We start from the raw sequence: 22,907 nt of genomic DNA on the forward strand, positions 1-22,907 counted from the left end.
CTGTTCAAGTCCGGGCCGGCCGGGTCCCTGAGCGGGGCCCGGCCGGTCGGCGACGGATCTGATCAGGCCGGGGCGATGCCGAACTTCTCCCACGCGCCGATCTCGGTGCGGTTGGCGATCAGGGGCTTGCCGCCCCCGCTCTCGGCCGTCACGTAGCGGCCGTTGGCGTTGGCCTTGAAGCTGACCGTGCCGTCGGCGTTCGTCACCATCTGGAACTTCTCCCAGGCGCCGACCACGGTGCGGTTGGCGATGAGGGCCTTGCCGCCCGCGCTCTCGGCCGTCACGTAGCGGGAGTTCGCGTGGGCGAGCAGCGCCACGTACCCGTCGCCGGTGTCGACGATGTCGAACGTCTCCCACGCGCCGATGACGCCGCGGTTGGCGATCAGGGGCTTGGTGCCCGCGCTCTCCGCCGTCACCAGGAAGTTGTTGATGTACGCGGTCACGTTCACGGTCGTGGGCGCCTTCACCCTCGTGAACTTCTCCCAGGCGCCGATCGCGGTGCGGTTGGCGATCAGGGCCGCGTTGCCGCCGCTCTCCGCGGTCACGTAGTTGCCGTTCGCGTTCGCCTTCAGGCTGATCGTGCCGTCGCCGTTGTCGATCAGCTCGAACTTCTCCCAGGGGCCGACGGCGGGGCGGTTCGCGATCAGCGGGGAGTTGCCGCCGTTCTCCGCGGTCACGTACTGCAGGTTCGAGCGGCTGCGCAGCGCCACGAAGCCGCCGCCCTGGTCGATGACGTCGAACTGCTCCCAGGCGTCGATGACGGTCCGGTTGGCGATCAGCGGGGCCTTGCCGCCGTTGTCCGCGGTGACGTAGTTGCCGTTGGCGTTCGCGCGCAGCTCGATCGGGGCGACGCCGTTGTAGGTGGCCGTGTACGTCGTGGCGGTCGCGGGCGCCGTCAGGGCGTGGGTCTGGTTGCCGTTGTCGGACCAGTTGCCGAACGAGTACAGCATCGTGCTCGTCGTCTGCTGCGCCGGCGCGCTGACCGAGTTCGTCGAGCCGACGATGACCCGGCGGGTGAACGGCGTGGCCTGGCTGGAGGAGCCGACGACCACCTGCAGGCCCGAGGGCTTGCTGGCGAAGGACAGCTCGACGGTCTTGGGCTGCAGGTCGACGGTCGCGACGCTGGTCAGATTGGCGTCGTTGGTGGCGGTGAGCTTCAGCCGCAGGTACGACGGGTAGTCGTGGTCCGGCGCCTCGAACGAGCCGCTGCTCACGCCGCCGAACGTCTGCAGGAAGTGGGTGTGGCAGTTGTCCGGAGCTGAGCAGTGCTCCATCTGCAGCTCCCACTTGAGGGCCGAGTCCGGCAGGTTGCTCTTCGTCTGGGGGTCGTACGCGTGACCGGAGAAGCTCACCGTGTCGCCGACGCCCCAGGTGAACGTGGCCGCCGGGGAGTCGATCACCGCCGTCGGGGTCTCGGTGCCGGCCGTGATCGTGGTCGTCGCGGTGCCGCTCGCGCCGAGCGGGTCGGTGACCTTCAGGATCGCGGTGTAGCTGCCGTCCTTGTCGTACGGGTGCGAGACCTTGACCCCGGTCGCGTCGAACTTCCCGTCGCCGTCGAAGTCCCACTGGTAGGTGAGCTGGTTCTGGTCCGCGACGTCGGCGTCGGTGGAGGCCGACGCGTCGAACTGGGCGACGAGCGGGGTCGTGCCCGAGGTCGGGGTGGCGGTGAAGGAGGCCACCGGCGGGCGGTTCGTCGGGAAGTACCGGATCCGCCGGACGGTGCCGCCGACCAGGTCGACGTAGTAGAGGTCGTTGCCGGGGCCCATCGTGAGGTACGCCGGCCACGCCGCGCCGGTCGAGAACGTCTGGATCTGGGTCGGGTCGGGCTGCCCGTTCGCGCCCTTGAACATCGCCCAGATGCAGCCGCGGGCGTAGTCGGCGAAGAACAGGGCGCCGTTGTACGTGCTCGGGTAGGACCCGCCGCCCGGGTAGAACGCGAGCCCGGTGATCGACGAGCCGCCCGACGGGCAGGACTCCCCCGGCACGATCTTGTTGGAGTGGTTGTAGGTGTAGTACGGGCTGGTCTGCCCGCCGTTCGCGTACAGGCTGTTGCACAGGCCCAGGTTGGCGCCCTCGTAGCCGGGCTGGCGGGCCGCGCCCTCGAAGCAGGGCCAGCCGAAGTTCACCGGGGATGAGGTCGACGGCGTCTGGATCCGGTTGATCTCCTCCCACGAGTTCCAGCCGACGTCGCCGGCCCAGATCTCGCTCGTGCCCGGGCGGACGGTGAACCGGAACGGGTTGCGCAGGCCGAAGCCGACGGGCTTGGCGGCGGCCGGGTTGGCCGGGTCGACGCGCAGGATCGAGCCGTCGTACTGCAACGGGTCCCCGGTGCTGCGCAGGTCCTGCGAGCGCAGCGCGCCGCCCTCGCCGGCCGGGTCGCCGCAGGGGTTCACGGGGTTGCCGAACTGGCCGTAGTCGACGGTGCCGAAGCTGGCGCCGTCGCCGGAGGAGACGTAGAGCGCGCCGTCGGGGCCGAAGTGCAGGTCGCCGATGGAGTGGCTGGGGAACTGCTGGCACCAGTCGTTGATGAGCGGCGTCTCGGTGCCGTTCCACTGGTTGCCGGCGGCGGTCAGCTTCGACAGCCGGGCGGTGACGACGCAGTTGCCGCCGGCCCCGCCGCCCTCGACGACGCAGTCGTCGTGCCAGACGGGGGCGGTCTTGCCGGGCGGGGCGTCGTAGCCGTAGAGCACGTACACGGACGGGTCGTCCGGGAACGTCGGGCTGAGCGCGAAGCCGAGCAGGCCGCGGTCCCAGTAGTCGTGCACCTTGGCGGACAGGTCGGCGAAGACGGTCCCGCTCGTGGCCGACAGGCTGGCGAAGACCTTGATCACGCCGTTCTTCTGGGCGACGAACACGCGGCCGTCGGATGCGAACTGGATGCTGGTCGGCTGGGTCAGGCCGCTGAACACGACCTGTTCCTGGAAGCCGTTCGGCAACGTCGCCGCCGTTGCGGAGGAATGTCCGAATCCGAGCGCGAATGCCGCGCCGGCGGCCGTGACGGCGGCTGCTGCGAAAACCGACAAACGCCGACGCAGCGACATATTTACGCCCCCTGTCCACCCGTGAAACAGGCGACAGCGTATCGCTGGACGTCGACAGGGTTAATTGTTCGATACGCCGAGACCGGATTGACCGTTCGGTCAGCGTCCGGGCCCGCCGGTCACGGGAACCGGCGGGCCGACGACACTCCCGGCTAGGCGGCCGTCTGCTGATAGACGCGGATGTAGTCGACCTCGAGCTGGCGGGTCAGCGACGGGTCGGTGAGCCCCACACCCCAGCCGCGCTGCCAGTCGTTGTCGACCATCATGTGCATGAGCAGCTGCATGGGGCCCTTCTCGATGGCGGGCGCGTTGGTGAACCGCGCGCACTCGACGCCGTCGATGTACCAGGAGATGTGGTCGGGCTCCCAGTCCACGCCCATCCGCACGAAGTCCTTCGAGTAGTCCTTCGCCGCGCACTTGCCGTTGTTCTTCTTGCCGGTGTTGACGTGCATGGACTCCTTGCGGTCGTCCCAGTGGTACGTCATGTACATCGTCGAGGGGTCGTCGCCCATCTCCTCGAGGATGTCGAGCTCCGTCTTGTAGTTGTAGGACGGGTCGGCCGGCAGCATCCAGAACGCGGTGAAGAAGCCCTGCGTCGCCGGGAACTTGAAGCGCGACTCGACGTAGCCGAACGTGAACGAATACAGGTACTTCGAGCCGTTGTCGGCGTTCGGGCGCGCCGTGGAGACCAGGCCCGCCTTGTACGTGCACGACCCGCCCTGGCAGGCGCTGCTCTTGTACGGCGGGCTCAGCGGCGCGGCAATGAGCTTCGCGGTGCCGCCGGAGACGACCACCTGGCTGGGCTGGTAGTGCTCCCGCCCGCCGTTGAACGTCGAGGTGCAGTCGCCGGTGTTCCAGTCGAAGCAGGGGCTGAGCTTGGTCTTGTCCAGCGAGCTGCCGTTGAACTCCTCGCTGAAGCCGATGGTCCAGCGCTTGCCGGCCGCGGGCGCGATCGACGGGGCGCCCGGGGCGGAGCCGACGCCGGCCTTGGAGGCGGCGCCGCCCGGCTTGACCGACGCCGACGGGCCGGCCGAGGCGGACCCCGAGGGCCCCTCGCCGAGGCCCGACTCGCCCGCGGGGTCGCCGTTGCCCGCGGCGTCGATCGCCTGGCCCGTCTCCGGGTTCGAGGCGGCGGAGTCCTTGTGCATGTAGGTGACCGCGCCGGCGCCGGCCGCGACGAGCAGCACCGCGGCGGCCGAGGCGACCACGACCCCGAGCCGGCGCCCGCCCCGCCGCCGACGCACCGGGAGGGCCGGTTCCCCCGGCCGATCATCATGTTCCGGAGTGTCGACATCATCCGGTTGGAAACGCATTCGACCGCCAATCGGTGCGCATTTGTGCACGTATCAAGCACGTGCCGGACCAATTGCAGCGGCCACCCTACCACCGCTGTGCGCACGATCTTTGGCGTTGCAATACGTGCGGCCGGGGGCTGCCATATACATGACAGGCCCCGGCCGAGTACCCCGCGGTACCGCGGATCTAGGCGTGGCGGCCGGACTGGGTGAACGGCATGCCGTGGTGATTGGTCTGGGCCAGGCGGCTGTTGAGGTTGCCCGCGTTGGCGATCTTGTCGTGGTACGCCTCGCGGCGGCGGGCCACACACCCCGTCGGCTTGTCGCTGGCCGAGACGAGATCCGGGTCGAGGTGGGTGTTGAGCCCGTCGCGCAGCAGCATCAACGCCTCGGCCCGCAGCTGCGAGACCCGCGACTCGGTGACGCCGAGCTCGTGCGCGATCTCCATCATGGGGCGCTCCTGGAAGAAGTACCCCTTGACGACCTTCCCGAGCCGCTCGGGCAGCGCCTCGACGGCGTTGTGCAGGTAGCCGATGCGCTCCCGATGCAGGATCAGGTCCTCCGGCCCGGCCGCCCGCTCGGGGACCATGTCCTCGGCACTGCCGGCGGCGAATCCCTGCAGCGACAGTACGGCCGCCCGCTGGACGTCATCGTCGATGGCCTGCAGCTCGTCGATACTCACCCCGAGCGCCTCGCCGAGCTCGGCGTTCGTCGGGGTGCGGCCGAGGGCCGCGGTGAGCTCCTGTTGCATCGCGTCGACCTGCCGGGCCCGGGCCCGCACCGAGCGGCTCGCCCAGTCCAGCCCGCGCAGTTCGTCCAGGATCGCGCCCCGGATGCGGGTGGTGGCGAAGCTGCCGAACGGGATGCCGCGGCTCGGGTCGAACGCCTTGGCGGCGCCGGCCAGGGCCGCCATCCCGGCGGAGACCAGGTCCTCGCGGCTGACGTGGGCAGGCAGGCGGCCGAGCGTCTGGCGCACCAGATGCCCGACGAGCGGCAGATGCTCGCGGATCAGGTCCTCGAGCTCTCGGCCTTCCAACTGGACCTTGAGCGTGGCACCCTCAAGGGTCGTTGTCATCGGTTCCCCCTCGTGTCCGGGTGGACCCCATGCAGGCGGTCCACCTGCTGACACGAAGAACTTTCGACTACGAAGGGTGCTTACGCCGTCACTTTCGGGTGCATCTCGGTTGCTGAACGGTGAGAGTCCTCAAGGCTCGGCGTGTCGCATAGCGCGCCGAAGCGTTCGAACACCGGTACAGTCGCGCCCGATGAACCTTGTGCCCCACGCGCCCCGCCTGCGCCGTGCCGCCCGCCGAGAGTTCGGCTGGGACACCCTCCGCCCCGGACAGCTGCCGCCGATGCGTGCCCTGCTCAAGAAGCGTGACGCACTCGTCGTGTTACCCACCGGCGGCGGAAAATCCGCGATCTACCAGGTTCCGGCGACGTTGATCGCCGGACCCGCCGTGGTCATCTCACCACTTCTGGCCCTCCAGCAGGACCAGATCGCCGGGCTCAACCGCCGCCGCGAGGGCCAGGCCGTGCGGATCAGCTCCGCCGAGACCCCCGCCCAGCAGCGCCGGGCACTCGAGGCGCTGCGGGCCGGCACCGCCCGGTTCCTGTTCATCACGCCCGAACAGCTCGGCAACCCCGAACGCCTCGCCGAGGTCAAGGCGCTGCGCCCGGGGCTCGTGGCCGTCGACGAGGCGCACTGCGTCAGCGCGTGGGGGTACGACTTCCGCCCCGACTATCTGCAGCTCGGGCACCTCATCCGGGAACTGGGCCGGCCACCGGTGGTCGCGCTCACCGCCACCGCCTCGCCGCCCGTGCGCGCCGACATCATCGCCGCGCTCGGGCTGCGCGACCCGTTCACCCTCGTCGCCGGGCTGGACCGGGCCAACCTGCGACTCGGCGCCGTGCACTGCACCAGCGACGAGCAGCGCTGGCAGCGCCTGCTGGCCCAGGTCGAGCAGGAGCGACACCCCGGGATCGTGTACGCCCCGACGCGCGCCATCGCCGAGCAGTACGCCCAGCGCCTCGCCGACCGCGGCATCGACGCGGTCGCCTTCCACGCGGGCCTGGCCGCGGGCGAGCGCAACCGCCGCTACGAGGACTTCATGGCCGACCGGATCCCGGTCATGGTCGCCACCAGCGCGTTCGGCATGGGCGTGGACAAGCCCAACATCCGCTGGGTGCACCACGTCGCCCTGCCCGACTCCCCCGACAGCTACCTGCAGGAGATCGGGCGCGCCGGGCGCAACGGCGAGCCGGCCAACACCATCCTGTTCTTCCGCGCCGAGGACGTCGCCCTGCAGCGGTTCTTCGCCACCGGCGCGCCCGACGGCAAGGAGCTGACCCAGCTGGCGGCGGCGCTGCGCGAGGGCCCCGCGACCAGGGCCGCGCTCGCCACCCGCAGCGGACTGCCCGCCCGCCGGATCACCGCCCTGCTGAGCCTCCTGGAGCAGGTCGGCGCGGCCGAGGTCGGCGCCGGGAACAAGCTCACCGTCCCGCGGTACGCGCCCACCCCGGCCGAGGCGTCCCGGCTCGCCCTGGCCCAGTTCGAGCGGCACCAGACGCTGCGGCGCTCGCGGATCGACATGATGCGCCAGTACGCGGAGAGCGCGAACTGCCGCGGGCGGTCCCTGCTGGCGTACTTCGGCGAACAGGCCGACGCCCCGTGCGGGCACTGCGACAACTGCGCCAACGGCACCGTGGTCGTGGACCCGGTCGTGCCGGCGCTCAAGTGGTACCAGAAACTGTTCCGCCGCCCGTCCGCGCCCGAATCCGCGCCGTCGCACCCGCGCCCGGCCGCGCCCGGGGGCAAGACCGTCGACGAGAGCCGGCCGTTCCCGGTCTCGAGCGAGGTACGGCACTCCGCCTGGGGCACCGGAACGGTCATGGCCTACGAGCAGGACCGCGTCGTGGTGCTCTTCGAGCAGGTCGGGTACAAGACGCTCAGCGTGCCCATCGTGCAGAAGTCGAAGCTGCTCGAACCGGTGTAGGGGGATCGCTGCGGCTCGTCAGCTCGGCGTGATCACCCGCTCGGGCTCAACGTGCTCGCGCTCGGTGCCCGGGACCTGCTCGGGCTTCCACCACGCGTCGGTGTGGTACTCCTCCGGCAGCTCGTCCTCCCACGGGTCCAGGCCGAGCCGCTCCATCGCGTCGAACCAGGCGTCCCGCCGCGACTGCGGCAGGCGGGCGCCGCACCACGGGCAGAAGCCGATCACGACCATCGACGTGCCGCCGTCGCGGACCGGCAGACCGTACTCGTCGAACTTGGCCGAGTAGACGACGACCACGTCCGGGTCGTCCCACGGGTCCACGTCGTCGTCCTGAAACTGGGCACGCATCCCGTCACAGCAGTGTCGTAGCACCGCAGGAGTATGCACCGGCCACCGCGCCGCGACGAAAACTGGCTGATCAGCTGTCATGTGGGGGATAGTTCGGGCCGTCCGGGCCGGTCTACGCTCCCACCAGCACGTTTTCACCACGCATCGCACAACGCGCCGCTGGCACGTCATAGACCATTACGCACAGACCTTTGAAGGGACGCATCACATGAGCGACTTCGAGACCGGCGACACCGGCGCGGACTACGGCCACTACGAGGCCGGCCAGGAGAGCGGCGAGATCGACCAGCTGCAGCAGGCGCAGGGCTCCGAGACCGACGCGCAGTCGCAGTTCGGCGTCTACGAGGAGGGCCACCACGACGCCGAGTCGACGAACTTCTCGCAGGGCCACCACACCGAGTACGACGCGCCGGCGGCCGTGCACTACGAGTCGGACGACTACACCAACTACTCGCACAACGCGACCTCCGACGACCACGTGTTCGCCGCCGAGGGCGCCCAGTCCTCGCACGAGGCCCAGTTCAGCGAGCTCAACGCCCTGCAGGAGAAGTTCGAGGCCGCGTTCGCCGAGGGCACCGAGGTGCACCAGCAGGGCGTCGAGGGCGCGAGCACGGCCGAGCTCGGCGCCTCGGAGAACTGATCGTAACGGCATTTCACCGACCGTAATCACGGTCAATGCTCTTGAGCCGGTCGGCGCTACCATTGGCGCCGGCCGGTTCTTTTTGTGGGGCCAACCGATTACTCGACGTGTTCATTCGGAAGATCGATTAGGTGGCATAGTGTATGGTGCTATTGGAAAGCGGAGTGCGGCACCACCTTGGTCACCCGTGTCATCTTCGTCATTCCTGGGCCTCCATCAGGACCTCGGCGGCCTCGGTCCGGACATTGATCACGGCCCGCCCAGCGCGATGCGCCCGCACCAGCCCGGCCGCGCGCAGCACCGCGAGATGCTGCGACACACCACCCGGCGTGAGCCCGGTCCGCCCCGCGAGATCGCTCGTGGAGGCCGGCACCGCGAGCTCGAGCAGCAACCGCGCCCGGGCCCGCCCCACCAGCGCCCCCAACGCGCTTCGGCCCCCGCCCCGCGACTCCCACAGCGCCCCGACCCCGCGCGGGGGGTACGCCAGCTGAGCCCGCTCCCCGAAGACCGTGAGCACCGACGGCCAGACGAACACCGACGGCACGAGCACCAGATCCCCGCCGTCGCGCACATCCCCGGCCGTGCACCAGCGCTGCAGCACCGACAACGTCCCGTCCGCGAACGACACGTTGGCGTGCAGGTCATTGAGCAGCCCGCCCACCCCGTCGGCGGCGAGCGACCGGGCCCGCGCGTACACCTCCGCCTCCAGCAGCACCCGGATGCGCGCCCAGTCGGGGGCGATCGCCGCGGCGAAGTACTCCCGCAGCCGCCCCGCCAGCACCTCCGGATCGAGATCGCTCCCCGTCTGCGCCCGCACGACGCCGGCCGGGGTGGCCGCGAGCGGCGCCAGCTCGTCGTCGAGCTCCGGGAACGGACCCGGCGGCGTCGGGGTGAGGAAGTCCGGGATGTAGCCGGGCGCCGGCGGCACCAGGCCCGCGAGCCCCGGCAGGTCCAGGCCCCGCACCCGCGAGACCCAGGGCAGATGGATCGCGTGCGCGCCCGGGTCGCGCAGCACTCGCAGGCTCGCGATCGTCTCCCACAACGGGGAGACCGCGAACCGGATCCGCGCCATCGCGGACGCGGACAGATCGATCGACACCACGGGAACAATTTAGTGTGGACTGAAACGTTGGGGCGGCCCCGCGCGGCGGCGGAAGAATGGCGCGCATGACCAACCGCGCCGCTCGATTCCGGGCCCTGCACACCGCCACCGACCCACTCGTGCTCGTCAACGCCTGGGACGCCGCGTCCGCCCGCGTCGTCGCCGCCGCCGGCGCCCCCGCGATCGCGACCACCTCCGCCGGCGTGGCCTGGACCCTCGGCGCCCCCGACGGCGACGCGCTCACCCGGGACCAGGCCCTCGAGCACCTTGCCCGCATCGTGCGCGCCGTCCCCGCCGACCTGCCCGTCACCGCCGACATCGAGTCCGGCTTCGGCGCCACGCCGGCCGAGGTCGCCGAGACGATCCGCGGCGTCATCGCGGCCGGGGCCGTCGGGGTGAACCTCGAGGACACCGCCCGCGACGGCGACACGGCGGGCCTGCGCGACGTCGCCGGCCAGCAGGCGCGCATCGCGGCGGCCCGCGCCGCGGCCGAGGACGCGGGTGTGGAGCTCTACATCAACGCTCGCGTCGACACGTACTTTCGCGGCCGTCCCGACGAGACCGTCGGCCGGGCCGAGGCGTATCTCGCGGCCGGTGCTACCGGGATCTTTGTGCCCGGGGTCGCCGATGCCGACACGATCGCGGGGCTGGCCAAGGCGATTCCGGCGCCGTTGAACGTGCTCGCGCAGCCGGGGACGCCTTCGGTTGGGGAGCTTGCGGCGCTCGGGGTGGCGCGGGTCAGCCTTGGGTCGTGGATTGCCGAGGCCGCGTACGCGTTGGCTCGGCGGGCGGCCCGGGAGGCGTACACCGCGGGTACGTACAGCTCGCTGGCGGATTCGTATGACTTTGGCGAGCTTAATTCGCTTATGTCCTGAAATTTCGTGATTTGGCGGGAGCTGCGGCAATCTGCGGGCGTTGCTTCCGCTGGGCATCGGGCGGTCCCCCGGTCCCCGGGGTTGGATGGGGACCGCCCGGCCGTGCCCAGGGGGCCGCGAAACATTGCACACGTCTGGCTCGTTTGGGAGTCGGCGCTGAGGGGGTTCGGGATCAGCTGCGCGGGCGTGGTTGCCGGGCCGGGGAGCCTGCGCCGGTGGGGCCGAACGGCGTTTCAGGATTGCCCTGGGTTCTCCGGGCTGGCTCCGTCGCAGGGCTGAGCGCTGTCGGCCGGACACGAGGGACAGAGATCACCGCGCTGGGTGCTGTCGGCCGGGCACGAGGAGCAGCTCGCCGCGCTGGGTGCCGTCGGCCGGACACAAGGAACAGAGATCACCGCGCCCCGCCGGGTGCCGTTGACCGGACACGAGGAACAGCTCGCCGCGCTGGGTGCTGTCGGCCGGGCGTGAGGAGCGGGACGTAAGGACGACGAGCGGATCGTCGCGGGTGAGTGCATTCCGTCCTTCCGGCCGGTGTCTCGCGGGGCGGGGGCTGGGCGAGAATCCGGTTGTGACGCTGCCCGTGCCGTACAGCGGCGCCCCGCTCTACAACGGCCCCGACGTGCGTATCGGCGACGTGCGCGTCGACGGGGTGGCGATCTACACCCCCGTCGGTGTGTGGCCGATCCGCGGCAGCCGCTGGATGGTGGTCTCGCAGCCGATTCCGATCACGACGACGGCGGGCTGGGGTGTCGGGCTGGCGGTGACGTGTGCGGTGCTGGCGCTGCTGCTGTCGATCTTCACCTGCGGGCTGAGCCTGTTTCTGCTGTTCGGGCTGCTGTTCCTGACCGCGAAGACGCACGCGATGTCGGGGCCGCTCGTGGTGTCGATCCAGTCGGGGCCGAACCATTATCTGGCGCAGGAGATCGTGTACTCCCCGCTGCACACGGCGGAGGCGATCCAGCGGGTCAACTTCGCGCAGGCCCTCGCGGCCCAGTGATCGTCGGGCCGGGTCAGTCGCTGCCGTAGGCGTCGTAGCCGGCGAGCAGGTGCGCCCGCGTGCCCGTCAAATGTGGCTCGACGTCGCGGACCCGGGCCAGGGCCAGATCCGCCGGCGTCAGGCCCGACACGCGCAGCAGCAGGCCCGGCACCTCGTCCAGGATCGCCAGCCAGCCGCGGCCCAGGGAGTCGCCGAGCGGCTCGTCCGGCCAGCGGGAGAACTCGCGGGGCACGCCGTCGACGGGGATCGTCACGCGCTCCGGGGCCGGGGTCGAGGCCGCGCGCAGGGCGCGTTCCACGCTGCGGCGGTCCGTGCGGGCCGCGGCGGTGGCGGCCATGCGCAGGTCGATCAGCTGGGGCATCGGCGGGCCGGCGGTGGTGATCACCTCGACCCACGGGCCGTCCGGGGCGGGGGCGGTGGCCGTCACGGTGGTGCCGGGCGTGTCCAGGCCCACGCCGGCCAGGGCGGGGGCGGCGGTCGCGGTGATGGGGGCCGTCTCCGGGGTGCCGTAGAGCAGGCCGGCGTGCATCAGGCGGTCGTCTTCCCAGCCCCAGGCGCCCAGGCGGCACGGGCCCGGCCAGGTCGCCGGACCGTAGAGCGGCAGCGTCGCGGCGTTCGCGCGGACCCGGCCGGCCTGCTGGTCGATCAGGGCTGTGAATTCGATCCGGTTGAGTCTCCCCCCGTAGCGCATGGGTCCGATCGTGCCGCATGCATCACCCCATGCGGGCGGCGTGGATCCCTCGGCGCCACCCCTGCCGTATGCAATTTGCGGTAGGGGCTCACGGGTCGACACGGACCGCACTGGGGTGTCTACGCGCAGTGCGGGGCAGCGTTCACCATGCGGACGTCATTGTCCGGCATGCGGGAGGGCGACCTAGTGTCAGACGACCTCTTCGATCTTGGCGGTCGCCACGTCGAAGATGAAGCCGCGCACGTCCTCGCGGTACGGGATCCAGGGGCACTCGCGAACCGTGCGGATCGAGTTGCGCATGGTGTCGTGCAGGTCGCTGAAGCCCGGCACGTTCCAGGTCGGGGTCACGCCCGTCTCGGCCAGCTCGGCGCGGAACGCCGGGTCGTCGAAGCCCTCCATGCCGCACTCGGTGTGGTGGATGAGCACCACCTCGCGGGTGCCGAGCTTGCGCTGGCTGATCGCGAGGGAGCGCAGCACCTCCTCGGTCGGCAGGCCGCCGGCGTTGCGGATCAGGTGGGCATCGCCGATCTCCAGGCCCAGCGCGCCGAAGAGGTCCAGGCGCGAGTCCATGCACGAGATCACGGTCAGGCGCAGCTTCGGGCGCAGCGGGCGCGGGCCCGGGAAGGTCTCGGCGTACCGGGCATTCGCATGGATCAGGTGGTCGATCGCGGACATGCACCGAGTGAAGCAGATTCGTCACCCGAACGGCTGATGTGTTGGTCACACGAGGCCAAAGTCACCCTGGCCGGACGGCCGGAGCACGACGAGCGCGGGGCCGCCGGGCCGGACCGTTAAGGTGCTCGGGTGACTGACTGGGACGTGGCGATCATCGGTGGCGGACCGGCGGGACTGTCAGCCGCGTACGAGGCCGCCCGGCGAGGCGCGCGCACGCTCGTCCTGGAGAAGGCGACGCACCCGCGGTACAAGACCTGCGGCGGCGGGCTGATCGGCCATTCGGTGGCGGCGGTCGCCGATCGCATCACGGTCCCGGCCGACGACCGCATCGAGCGGGCCGACTTCACCCACGACGGGCGGGCGGCGTTCACGCGCAGGTCGGCCCGGCGGCCGCTGCTGGCGATGGTCCGGCGGCCCGAGTTCGACGACGCGCTGCGGCGGGCCGCGGAAGAAGCGGGTGCGACGGTACGGCAGGCGACGCCGGTCCGCGGCGTCGAGCAGGACGAGGGCGGGGTGCGCATCCGGCTCGCCGGCGACGAGACGGTGACGGCGGCGGCGGCGATCGGGGCCGACGGGTCGTCGGGGGTCACGGCGCGCCATGTCGGCGTCGAGTACGGGCAGGTCGACCTCGGGCTGGAGGTGGAGCTGCCGATCGGCGCGGACCGGCAGGCGCAGTGGAAGGGGCGGCTGCTCATCGACTGGGGGCCGCTGCCCGGCTCCTACGCGTGGGTGTTCCCGAAGGGCGACCTGCTCACCGTCGGGGTGATCTCGGCGCGCGGGGACGGCGAGCGGACCAAGGCCTATCTGCGGGACTTTCTGGCGCGGCTGGGGCTCGACGGGATCGAGCCGGTGCACGACTCGGGGCATCTGACGCGGTGCCGTACCGAATCGTCGCCGCTGCGCCGGGGCAACGTGATCGTCGCCGGGGACGCCGCGGGGCTGCTCGAACCGTGGACGCGGGAGGGGATCAGCTTCGCCACCCGCTCGGGCGCGCTGGCCGGGGCGGCGGCGGCCGGGAAGGAGCTGGCGAGGTACGAGCGGGACGTCACCGAGACGCTGGTGCCGACGATGCGGGCCGGCGCCCGGCTGCTGGCCGTGTTCGCGCGCCATCCGCGGCTGTTCCACAACCTGCTGCGCACCCCGCCGGGCTGGCGCATGTTCGAGCGCTTCTGCCACGGGGAGACGTCCTTCGTGGGGACGGTCGAGCGTTTTCCTGTACGGCAGGCGCTGCGCCTGCTTGGCTGAGCCCCATGAGATTCCGCGCGACCCTCGAGCTGCACGGCAGGACGGCGACCGGCATCACCGTGCCCGCCGAGGTCGTGGAGGCGCTCGGCACCGGCAGGAAGCCGCCGGTGACGGTGACGATCAACGGGTACACGTACCGCAGCACGGTCGCCTCGATGCGCGGCGCGTTCCTGCTGCCGGTCTCGGCCGAGGTGCGGGCCGGGGCGGGGGTCGCGGCCGGCGACACGTTCGACGTGGACGTCGAGCCGGACGGGGCGCCGCGGACGGTGGCGGTGCCGGCCGACCTGGCCGCGGCGCTGGAGGCCGAGCCGGGGGCGCGGGCGCGCTTCGACGCGTTGTCGTACAGCAACCAGAGCCGCCACGTGCTGTCGGTCGAGGGCGCGAAGACCGCCGAGACCCGGCAGCGCCGCGTGGCGAAGGCGGTCGCGGCGCTACTTGACGAGAATGCCTAGCGCCTGGGCCAGGGCGGGTGCGAGCTGCATGAGCTGACGCTCGTCGACGGTCGCGCCCCGCAGCGCGTCGGCGCCGTCGGCGACGTCGAGCTCGCGGGCGCCGCGGAAGTCCACCTTCTTGCACGTCACCTGGGAGAAGCGGGCGTTGCGCAGGGACGAGCCGGGGAACGTGACGTTCGTGAGGCCGGCCCCGGCGCAGTCGAGCTCGTCGAGCTCGCAGTCCTCGAAGACGACGTCGGTGAGCGTGGCCCCGCGCAGGTTCAGGGTGTCGATCTTGCAGCCGCGGAAGGTGACGCGGCGCAGGCGAGAGCTGTACGCCTGCACGCCGGCGAGCGCGCTGTCGAGCACGGCCACGTCGAGCCACTCGCCGCCGGCGACGCGCACCCCGACCCAGCGGTTGCGGCTCAGCCACACGTCGCTGAACCGGGCCCGTTCGAGGCCGACGGTGGTGAGGGTGGTGCCGGTGAACGCGGACTCGATGAACTTGGCGCTGGTCGCCTCGCCGCCGTCGAACGCGGCCCCGTCGAAGTGGATCTCGGTGTAGTCGCCGTCGGGGGCGAGGGGTTCGCCGTCGGGGTGGGGCCGGAGGTAGGCGGCGTACGGGAGCTCCCCCAGCGACTGCGCGACGGCCATGCGGTCACCCTATCGGCTTCGCGCCGAGTTGCTTCCTCCGGTTACCCTGCGTGCCCTTAGGTGTACTTATGCGTCGTCGTCTATCGAACCGGCTGCGGGGCTGGGCGCTGCTGGTGGTGTCGGCTCCGCCGGTCGCGGCGGCCGGTATCGTCTCGGCGCTGTTTCCCGGCCGGCCGTTCCTCCTGGGTGTCGCCACGGTCGGCGCCGCCGTGTTCGCCGTCGTCGCCGGGCGGGGTCAGGTGCTGCTGACGAAGCATGACCAGCTACGCGTCACGCTGCCCGACAGTCTGCTCGTCATCGGCCCGGGCGGGCGGCTGCCCTTGGTCCGCGACGTCGACGACGCGCTCGCCGTGCGGGTGCACCCAGCAGAGGCCCACGATCGCGGGGCGGGCAGGCGTCGCGGGCTCGACCGGGTGCCGCCGTACATCGCCCGTGACGCCGACGACCGGCTGCGTGCCACGCTCGGCCAAGGCGGACTGGTGCTCCTCGTCGGGGACTCCACGGCGGGCAAGACGCGCGCCGCCTACGAGGCGGTGCGGGAACAGCTGGCGCGGCACGTCTTCGTCGCGCCGGCGGACCGGCCGGCTCTGGCCCGTATCGTCCCGGTGGTCGCGGAGCTGCACCGGGCCGTCGTGTGGCTCGACGACCTCGAACGCTTTCTGGGCGTGGACGGCTTGACCCCCGCGGTGGTGCGCCGGATGACCAGCGGCGACCGGGACGTCCGGCTGGTGGCGACGCTCCGGAGCCCGGAGTACGACCGGCTGGTCGCTTCCACGGATCCGTCCGACGGCTCTCGCAGCACCTGGCGCGACGCCCGCGATGTGCTCGGGCTGGCGAGCGTCGTGGAGCTGCCCCGCCAGTGGAGCGACGCGGAACTCGCCCGAGCCCGGGAGCACGACGACGACCCGCGCATCCGCGGTGCGGTCCGCAACGCCGGGCGCTTCGGCGTCGCCGAGCTCCTCGCTGCCGGACCTGACCTGGCGCGGGCCTGGCAGGCCGGCTGGAGCCCGGGTGCCCACCCGCGGGGCGCCGCATTGGTGGCAGCAGCCGTCGACTGCCGCCGCGCCGGCGTGCACGAGCCGCAGCCGGTCGAATTCCTCGCGCTGCTGGCCGAGTCCTACCTGCGACAGCGCGACGGTGCGCTGCTGCGGCCCGAACCGCTGGACGAGGCGGTGCGCTGGGCGACCGCCCCGGCCCACGGCGCCAGCAGCCTGCTGGTACCGACCGGCGACGATGGGCGGCTGCTGGCCTTCGACTACCTCATCGACGTCGGTGGGCTGGATCGGGTGCCGCAGGAGACGTGGACGGCGCTGATCGATCAGGCCGCGCCGGGGCAGGCGTTCGACATCGGCGAGGCCGCGGCGCAGCGATTCATCAACGACATCGCTGTGCTCGCCTTCCGCCGGGCCGCCGCCGGCGGGATCGCCGACGCCGATGTCACTGCCGCCTTCTACGCCCGGCTGCTCTCGGACGGGGACGCCGCGATCAGCGAACTCGGAAGGTTGTGGCGGGAGCGTGAACGCACCCTCGGCCCCGACGCACCGGAGACCCTGCGGGCCCGGCTGCGGCTCGCCCAGGGTCTGGCCGACCCGCACGACCAGGCCGAGGCGGTGCGGATGTTCGAGACGCTGGTGCCGGACCTTCGTCGCGTCTTCGGCCCCGACGACCCGGCCACGCTCGACGCGCGGCGGCTGCACGGCTACGCGCTGGGCAAGGTGGGGAAAACCGCGACGAGCCTGGCCCTGCTGGAGGAGCTACGCCGCGACCACGAGCGGGTATACGGGCCGGACCACCATGACACGATCCTGACCAGTCACTACATCGGCTCCTTCCTGGCCGAGACACGGCCCGCCGAGGCCGTGGTCCTCCTGGCAGAGGTCCGCGACGCCTACAACCGCCTGCTCGGCCCCGACAGCCCACGTGTGCTGCAGACCCGCACCCTCATCGGGCAGATCTGCGGCTGCAGCGGAGAGTTCGCGGCGGCGGCGCGGCTCACGCTCGAACTCGCCAGCGACCGGGAGCGCATCCTGGGCCGGTGGCATCCACATTCCCTGTGCACCCGGCTAGACGCCGCTACCTGGGCGTTCAAGGCGGGCGAGCGCGAAGCCGCCGGCGGGCAGCTGCAGCAACTGACGACGGACACCGGCGAGGACATACTGCTGCACGCGGTCCGCAGCTCCAGCGAGCACGTCCACGAGCGCATTGGGATCAGCCTGCTCAACGCCCGGGCCGAGACCTGTCGTGCACTGCTCGGGGCGGAGCATCCACTGACGGTCTACCTCGCCGGACGGGCGGCGGCGGTCGTGGAGCGGATGACGAGCTCGGGGGCGAAGACGACCTCCTGATGGCGGTGGCCGGCGGTGTCCTCGGACAGCAGGAGCTCGGCGGCGGCCCGGCCGAGCGCGCGGATCGGGCGGGCGATCGTGGTCAGCGCGGGGCGCACGTGCGCGGCGAAGGGCAGGTCGTCGTAGCCGACCACGGACAGGTCGCCGGGCACGCGCAGGCCGCGGGCCTCCAGGCCGCGGATGAGGGCGAGCGCGACGACGTCGTTGACGCAGACGGCGGCGGTCGGCGGGCCGGCCCGGTCGAGCAGGGCGCTGATCACGGCACCGGTGTCCTCGGCGAACCCGCCGGGGGCCATGCGCAGCTCGACGAGGCCGGCGTCGCGGGAGGCCGCGGCGAGGCCGTCGCGGCGCCGGCGGACCGGTTCGATGTCGGGGCCGGCGGTCACGAACGCGATGCGGCGGTGGCCCAGGCCGATCAGGTGCTCGCCGGCGAGCCGGCCGCCGAGCTCGTGGTCGACGGCGACGGCGCACAGGCCGGTGCCGCCCTGGCGGGCGTCGAGCAGGACCACGGGGGTGCCGCGGGAGCTGACGGCGCTCAGGCGCTGCGGCTGCTCGCCGGTCGGGGTGATGATGACGCCGCGCGGGGACTGTTCCTCCAGCAGCCGCAGGGCCCGCAGCTCCTTGTCGGGGCGCAGGTCGGTGCTGCACGCCAGCAGCATGCAGCCGGCCTCGTCGAGGTGGTCCTCGATGCCGCGGTTGAGCTCGGCGTAGAAGGGGTGGCTCTGGTCGGGGGTGATCGAGCCGACGAGCCGGCTGGGCAGGCCGCGCAGCTGCCGGGCGGGGGCGCTGCGGACGAAGCCGACGGTGTCCATCGCCGCCTCGACCCGGGCGCGGGTGGCCTCGGCGACGACGCCGGGGTTGTTGAGGACGTTGGCGACGGTGCTGACGGAGACGCCGGCCGCGGCCGCGACGTCGCGCATTCCCCGGCGCCTGCGCGCGTCCTGGACCACGACGCGCACGATACCGGCATCGATCAATTCCCCTGCGTCGATACCTGCCGGGTCACGCGGCGGGCGGGCCGGCCCCGCCGCCGGTGAGCAGCCGCGCGATCGGCAGGGTGGCGGCGCCGAGGGCGACGGCGTCGAGGCCGAGCCGGCCGAGCTCGATGCGGGCCTGGGCGAACGGCTGGCGCAGGGCGTGCCGGGCGGCCGAGGCGCGCACGCGCGGCAGGAGGTGTTCCAGGGCCAGCGCGGCCCAGCCGCCGAGGACGACGAGTTCCGGGTTGAACAGGTTGACGAGGTTGGCGACGCCGGCGCCGAGGTAGTCGGCGGTCTCGTCGAGGATCGCGCGGGCGTCGGGCTCGCCGTCGGCGGCCGCGGCGGCCAGGGCGGTGAGCCGGGACTCCTCGTCGCCGCCGGGGGCCGGGCGGCCGGAGCGCTCGCGGAAGCGGGCGAGGATCGCCGCGGCGCCGGCGTAGGCCTCGAGGCAGCCGGCGGAGCCGCAGCGGCAGGGGCGGCCGCCGTAGACGAGCGTGGTGTGGCCCCACTCCCCCGCGCTGCTGGACGCGCCGCGGTAGGTGGTGCCGCCGGTGACGACGGCCGCGCCGACGCCGGAGCCGAGGAGGGCGAAGACGGCGTGGCGGTGGCCGCGGCCGGCGCCGAACCACATCTCGGCCTGGCCGAGGGTCTTCGCGCCGTTCTCGAGGTGCAGCGGCACCCGGGTGCCGGCGCGCAGGAGCGCCTCCAGCGGTACGGCATCCCAGCCGAGCGTCTGCGCGTGCACGAGGGCACCCTCCGGCCGCTGCTGGACGATCCCGGAGACGCCGATCCCGGCGCCGAGCACCTCGCGGCCGGCCGCGACCGTGCGCAGCCCGGTGAGGATGTGCCTGGCCACGGCCTCCGGCGGCGTCCCGCCCGGCTCGATCGGGTGGTCGTGCTCGGCGAGCCGGCGCAGGCCGAGGTCGAACAGTTCGACACGGACGCGGGTCTCGCCGACGTCGACGCCCGCGACGACGGCGAAGCCGGGGTCGACGCGCAGCATCATGCCGGGCCGGCCGCCGTCGGACTCCTGGGCGCCGGCCTCCTCGACGATCCCGTCGTCGATGAGGTCGCTCACGACGTTGCTCACCGCGGGCTGGCTCAGGCCGGTGCGGCGGGACAGGTCCTGGCGGGTGAGCGGGCCTTCCAGGAACAGCCGGGTCAGCAGGGCGGAGCGGTTACGCAGTCGTACTCCTCGATTGCTCGCCCGCTCGACCTGCACGCCAACCCCCGTCGTCGTCGCCGCCCGCGCTGGCAACTCTAAGGGCAGAGACCTTGACGCACGATCTGAGCGCCATTTAAATGGCGACATAAATTAAGTCTCGATCGATTACGTCTCGATAGATAAGGGACACCGCCGCCACCCCCTCCTGTCGAGAAGGGCCCCGCCATGCCGCTGCGCCGCGCCATCCTCAGCCTCGCCGCCCTGACCCTCTTAGCCGGGTCGGTCGCGGCGTGCGACGACCCCGCGGCCGACGCGAAGACCCTCGTCTACTGGGCCAGCAACCAGGGCCCGAGCCTCGACTTCGACCGGGCGACCCTGCAGCCGCAGCTCGACGAGTTCGAGCAGCGCACCGGCGTCCACGTGCGGCTCGAGGTGGTGCCGTGGCCGGACCTGCTCGACCGGCTCATGGCCGCGACCAAGGACGACGGCGGGCCGGACGTGGTGAACATCGGCAACACCTGGTCGGCCTCGCTGCAGGCGACCGGGGCCTTCGTGCCCTTCGACGGCCGGACCCTGGACAAGGTCGGCGGCCGGGACCGGTTCGTGCCCAACGCGCTGGCCGCCGCGGGGGCGCCCGGCACGCCGCCGTCGGCCGTGCCGCTGTACTCGCTGTCCTACGCGCTGTACTACAACAAGCGCATGTTCGCCGAGGCGGGCATCGCGAGCCCGCCGAAGACCTGGGACGAACTGGTCGCGGACGGCAAGCGGCTCACCAAGCCCGCGAAGGGGCAGTGGGGCCTGGCGATCGAGGGCGGCAACCCGGCCGAGAACGCGCACCACGCCTTCACCTTTTCGCAGCAGTACCGCGGGCAGTGGTTCGCCGCCGACGGCAGCCCCACCTTCGACACCGACCAGAACGTCGCAGCGATCAAGCGCTACGTCGGGCTGATGGCCGACGACCACATCGTCGACCCGGCCGGCGCGGGCTACGCGAAGAACGAGTCGCGGGCCGCCTTCGCCGGTGGCAAGGCCGCGATGCTGCTGTGGCAGGCGGCCGGGCCGTCGCTGCGGCAGGCCGGGATGAACCCCGACGACTACGGCGTCGCCCCGGTGCCGTTCCTCGCCGACCCGTACCGGGCCGGCGGCGTGCGGATCAACAGCATGGTCGCCGGTATCAACATGGCCGTCTACAAGCACACCCGCAACCTCACCGGCGCGCTGGACTTCGTCGAGTTCATGACCAGCGACCGGGAGCAGATCATCCTGAACAAGGCCTACGGCTCGCTGCCGGCGGTGCGCTCGGCGTACTCCGACGCGGCGTTCCGCACGCCCGAGCAGGAGGTGCTCTTCCAGGTGCTCAACTCGACCGCGGCCCCGCTGCCGCAGGTGCCCGAGGAGAGCCGGTTCGAGACCCTCGTCGGCACGGCGATGGCGGAGCTGTTCGCCGACGCGGCGGCCGGCAGGCCGGTCACCACCGAGTCCATCAAGGCCAAGCTCCGCTCGGCCGAAGGCAAGATCTGACCTGAGGAGACCGCCCCGTGCTGGATCTGTCCGCACTCCCGCCCGGCTTCGTCTGGGGCGCCGCCACCGCCGCGTACCAGATCGAGGGCGCCGTCGCCGAGGACGGGCGCAAGCCGTCCATCTGGGACACCTTCTCGCACGCGCCGGGCAACGTCGACAACGGCGACACCGGCGACGTGGCGTGCGACCACTACCACCGCTGGCCCGAGGACGTGGCGATCATGCGGCGGCTGGGCCTCGACGCGTACCGCTTCTCGGTCGCCTGGCCCCGGGTGCTGCCCGACGGCACCGGCGCCGTGAACGCGGCCGGCCTGGACTTCTACGACCGGCTCGTCGACGCGCTGCTGGCCGAGGGCATCCGGCCGTTCGCCACGATGTACCACTGGGACCTCCCCCAGGCCCTGCAGGACGCCGGCGGCTGGCCGAACCGGGACACGGCCCAGGCCTTCGCCGACTACGCCGCGATCGTGGCCGGGCGGCTCGGGGACCGGGTCGCCGACTGGAACACCGTCAACGAGCCGCTGTGCGTGTCCTGGATCGGGCACCTGGAGGGCCGCATGGCGCCCGGCGAGCGCGACCTCACCCGGGCCGTGCACACCTCGCACCACGTGCTGCTCGGCCACGGCCTCGTCGACCAGGCGATCCGGGCGAACGCGCGGCTCGCGCCGAACGTGGGCATCGTGCTCAACCTGAGCCCGATCGAGCCCGGCAGCGACCGGCCCGAGGACGTCGCCGCCGCCGTGCGCGCCGACGGGCACACCAACCGCTGGTGGCTCGACCCGGTGTTCGGCCGCGGCTACCCGGCCGACATGGTCGAGTGCTACGGCGTCGAGCCGCCGGTGCGCGACGGGGACCTCGGGATCATCGCGACGCCGACCGAGTTCCTGGGCGTCAACTACTACTTCCGGCAGATCGTGGTCGACGACCCGGCCGGGGCGGCGCCGTTCGCGCGCCAGATCCCGGTGCCCGGGTCGGTCGAGACGGCGATGCCGTGGGAGGTGTACGCCAAGGGCCTCGAGGAGATCCTGGTCCGCGTGGCCGACACCTACCGACCGGCGAGCATCCTCGTCACCGAGAACGGCTCGGCGTGGCACGACACCGTGGAGCCCGGCGGCGAGATCCAGGACAAGGAGCGCACCGACTACCTGGAGGGGCACCTGGACGCCGTGCGGCAGGCGGTGCTGCGCGGGGCGCCGGTCGACGGGTACTTCGCGTGGTCGCTGCTGGACAACTTCGAGTGGGCGTACGGCTACGACAAGCGGTTCGGGCTGGTCCGCGTCGACTACGACACCCAGGCGCGCACGATCAAGGCGAGCGGGCACCGGTACGCGGAGCTGATCGCCGCGCACAAGCGTGCACGCGAGGCCGTGATCTAGGCTCGGATTCGGGCGCCGCTGGGTATAGGGGACACAGCGGCACCAGCATCAGACGCGCCCGGATCAGACGCCTTCGAGGGGATTTCGACATGACGCAGCAGACCGACAGCTGGGACCCGGATCCAGACGACGAGGGCCAGTTGTCCGTGGAGGACACGTTGTCCGACCGCGGGCTCGACGACGCCCTCGACGAGGGGTACTCGCCGCCGGAGAAGCCGCGTGGGGTGACCGCGTTCGGGGTCACCCAGGCCGAGGCCGAGCAGGGTGAGTCGCTCGACGAGCGGCTGCGCCAGGAGGAGCCGGACCCGTCGGCCCGCCCGGACCTCGACGACTACGGCCGCGCCACCGAGTCCGGCGAGTTTTTCGACGACGGCGAGGTCGGCGACCGGCGGGCCGGTCGGCTCGTCGCGCCCGACGAGGGCATCGGCGAGGACGAGGAGAAGGACGAGGTCGGCTCCGACGTGGGCATCGACGGCGGCGCGGCCTCGGCCGAGGAGGCCGCCATGCACATCGTGAACGACCGCGACCTCTGA

20 protein-coding genes are annotated in these 22,907 nt (G+C 72.1%); 10 read left to right on the plus strand and 10 right to left on the minus strand.

The annotated features are described in order from the left end of the window. Positions 1-62 precede the first annotated feature (62 nt). The 3 genes from ACQP2P_RS37185 to ACQP2P_RS37195 form a co-directional block, all read right to left on the minus strand. Positions 63-2,909 carry a PQQ-dependent sugar dehydrogenase gene (locus ACQP2P_RS37185; RefSeq protein ID WP_433609038.1) on the minus strand — a complete coding sequence of 949 codons (2,847 nt, stop codon included), beginning with the start codon at positions 2,907-2,909 and terminating at the stop codon, positions 63-65. 284 nt (positions 2,910-3,193) lie between these two features. After that, positions 3,194-4,285, minus strand: a complete 1,092-nt coding sequence (locus ACQP2P_RS37190) for a glycoside hydrolase family 16 protein (RefSeq protein ID WP_433609040.1) — start codon at positions 4,283-4,285, stop codon at positions 3,194-3,196. Positions 4,286-4,523: 238 nt separating this feature from the next. Then, the gene (locus ACQP2P_RS37195) at positions 4,524-5,411 is read right to left on the minus strand and encodes a sigma-70 family RNA polymerase sigma factor (RefSeq protein ID WP_350617221.1); all 888 of its coding nucleotides are present in this window, start codon (positions 5,409-5,411) and stop codon (positions 4,524-4,526) included. A gap of 190 nt (positions 5,412-5,601) precedes the next feature. Here ACQP2P_RS37195 and ACQP2P_RS37200 point away from each other — a divergent pair, with 190 nt between their 5' ends. Then, entirely contained in the window at positions 5,602-7,332 is a 1,731-nt protein-coding gene (locus ACQP2P_RS37200) for a RecQ family ATP-dependent DNA helicase (RefSeq protein ID WP_433609042.1), read from the plus strand. Positions 7,333-7,350: 18 nt separating this feature from the next. On the opposite strand, the gene ACQP2P_RS37205 is transcribed toward ACQP2P_RS37200, so the two are convergent. Beyond that, entirely contained in the window at positions 7,351-7,680 is a 330-nt protein-coding gene (locus ACQP2P_RS37205; protein ID WP_433609044.1) for a DUF6980 family protein, read from the minus strand. Positions 7,681-7,888: 208 nt separating this feature from the next. Here ACQP2P_RS37205 and ACQP2P_RS37210 point away from each other — a divergent pair, with 208 nt between their 5' ends. Beyond that, a complete protein-coding gene (locus ACQP2P_RS37210) occupies positions 7,889-8,320 on the plus strand; it encodes a hypothetical protein (RefSeq protein WP_433609046.1) in 432 nt (143 codons plus the stop codon). Between the two features lie 199 nt (positions 8,321-8,519). Here the strand turns inward: ACQP2P_RS37210 and ACQP2P_RS37215 are convergent, their stop codons facing one another. After that, positions 8,520-9,422: an ArsR family transcriptional regulator gene (locus ACQP2P_RS37215; RefSeq protein ID WP_433609048.1), complete on the minus strand. Its 903-nt coding sequence runs from the start codon at positions 9,420-9,422 to the stop codon at positions 8,520-8,522. A 65-nt stretch (positions 9,423-9,487) separates the two neighbouring features. On the opposite strand from ACQP2P_RS37215, the gene ACQP2P_RS37220 reads away from it, so the two are divergent. Both ACQP2P_RS37220 and ACQP2P_RS37225 read left to right on the plus strand, forming a co-directional pair. After that, positions 9,488-10,297, plus strand: a complete 810-nt coding sequence (locus tag ACQP2P_RS37220; RefSeq protein WP_433609050.1) for an isocitrate lyase/PEP mutase family protein — start codon at positions 9,488-9,490, stop codon at positions 10,295-10,297. 568 nt (positions 10,298-10,865) lie between these two features. Continuing rightward, positions 10,866-11,294, plus strand: coding sequence for a hypothetical protein (locus ACQP2P_RS37225; RefSeq protein ID WP_433609052.1), 429 nt, complete (start codon positions 10,866-10,868; stop codon positions 11,292-11,294). Between the two features lie 13 nt (positions 11,295-11,307). Here ACQP2P_RS37225 and ACQP2P_RS37230 read toward each other — a convergent pair whose 3' ends face one another. Continuing rightward, positions 11,308-11,985, minus strand: coding sequence for a hypothetical protein (locus tag ACQP2P_RS37230; protein ID WP_433609054.1), 678 nt, complete (start codon positions 11,983-11,985; stop codon positions 11,308-11,310). A gap of 189 nt (positions 11,986-12,174) precedes the next feature. Next, a complete protein-coding gene (locus ACQP2P_RS37235; protein WP_433609056.1) occupies positions 12,175-12,660 on the minus strand; it encodes a beta-class carbonic anhydrase in 486 nt (161 codons plus the stop codon). A 129-nt stretch (positions 12,661-12,789) separates the two neighbouring features. Between ACQP2P_RS37235 and ACQP2P_RS37240 the strand changes: the two genes are divergently transcribed. After that, complete coding sequence (locus tag ACQP2P_RS37240) at positions 12,790-13,905, plus strand: geranylgeranyl reductase family protein (protein WP_433609058.1); 1,116 nt, start codon at positions 12,790-12,792, stop codon at positions 13,903-13,905. A gap of 5 nt (positions 13,906-13,910) precedes the next feature. Then, on the plus strand, positions 13,911-14,357 hold the full coding sequence (locus ACQP2P_RS37245) for a YdeI/OmpD-associated family protein (protein WP_433609060.1): 447 nt from the start codon (positions 13,911-13,913) through the stop codon (positions 14,355-14,357). Here the strand turns inward: ACQP2P_RS37245 and ACQP2P_RS37250 are convergent. Beyond that, positions 14,337-14,990: a pentapeptide repeat-containing protein gene (locus ACQP2P_RS37250; protein ID WP_433609062.1), complete on the minus strand. Its 654-nt coding sequence runs from the start codon at positions 14,988-14,990 to the stop codon at positions 14,337-14,339. The two genes, ACQP2P_RS37245 and ACQP2P_RS37250, sit on opposite strands and share 21 nt — an antisense overlap. A 68-nt stretch (positions 14,991-15,058) precedes the next feature. Here ACQP2P_RS37250 and ACQP2P_RS37255 point away from each other — a divergent pair, with 68 nt between their 5' ends. Next, positions 15,059-17,335 carry a tetratricopeptide repeat protein gene (locus tag ACQP2P_RS37255; RefSeq protein WP_433609064.1) on the plus strand — a complete coding sequence of 759 codons (2,277 nt, stop codon included), beginning with the start codon at positions 15,059-15,061 and terminating at the stop codon, positions 17,333-17,335. Here ACQP2P_RS37255 and ACQP2P_RS37260 read toward each other — a convergent pair. Both ACQP2P_RS37260 and ACQP2P_RS37265 read right to left on the minus strand, forming a co-directional pair. Then, positions 17,266-18,285: a LacI family DNA-binding transcriptional regulator gene (locus ACQP2P_RS37260; protein ID WP_433609066.1), complete on the minus strand. Its 1,020-nt coding sequence runs from the start codon at positions 18,283-18,285 to the stop codon at positions 17,266-17,268. The two genes, ACQP2P_RS37255 and ACQP2P_RS37260, sit on opposite strands and share 70 nt — an antisense overlap. Before the next feature lie 52 nt (positions 18,286-18,337). After that, on the minus strand, positions 18,338-19,534 hold the full coding sequence (locus tag ACQP2P_RS37265; RefSeq protein WP_433609068.1) for an ROK family protein: 1,197 nt from the start codon (positions 19,532-19,534) through the stop codon (positions 18,338-18,340). Between the two features lie 168 nt (positions 19,535-19,702). Between ACQP2P_RS37265 and ACQP2P_RS37270 the strand changes: the two genes are divergently transcribed. The 3 genes from ACQP2P_RS37270 (at position 19,703) to ACQP2P_RS37280 (ending at position 22,907) form a co-directional block, all read left to right on the plus strand. Next, positions 19,703-20,998: an ABC transporter substrate-binding protein gene (locus ACQP2P_RS37270; protein ID WP_433609070.1), complete on the plus strand. Its 1,296-nt coding sequence runs from the start codon at positions 19,703-19,705 to the stop codon at positions 20,996-20,998. 17 nt (positions 20,999-21,015) lie between these two features. Continuing rightward, complete coding sequence (locus ACQP2P_RS37275) at positions 21,016-22,374, plus strand: GH1 family beta-glucosidase (RefSeq protein WP_433609072.1); 1,359 nt, start codon at positions 21,016-21,018, stop codon at positions 22,372-22,374. A gap of 89 nt (positions 22,375-22,463) precedes the next feature. Further along, complete coding sequence (locus ACQP2P_RS37280) at positions 22,464-22,907, plus strand: DUF5709 domain-containing protein (protein ID WP_433609074.1); 444 nt, start codon at positions 22,464-22,466, stop codon at positions 22,905-22,907.

This window comes from Dactylosporangium sp. CA-139114 (assembly GCF_050955725.1).
In the GTDB taxonomy this organism is placed as follows: Bacteria; Actinomycetota; Actinomycetes; order Mycobacteriales; family Micromonosporaceae; genus Dactylosporangium.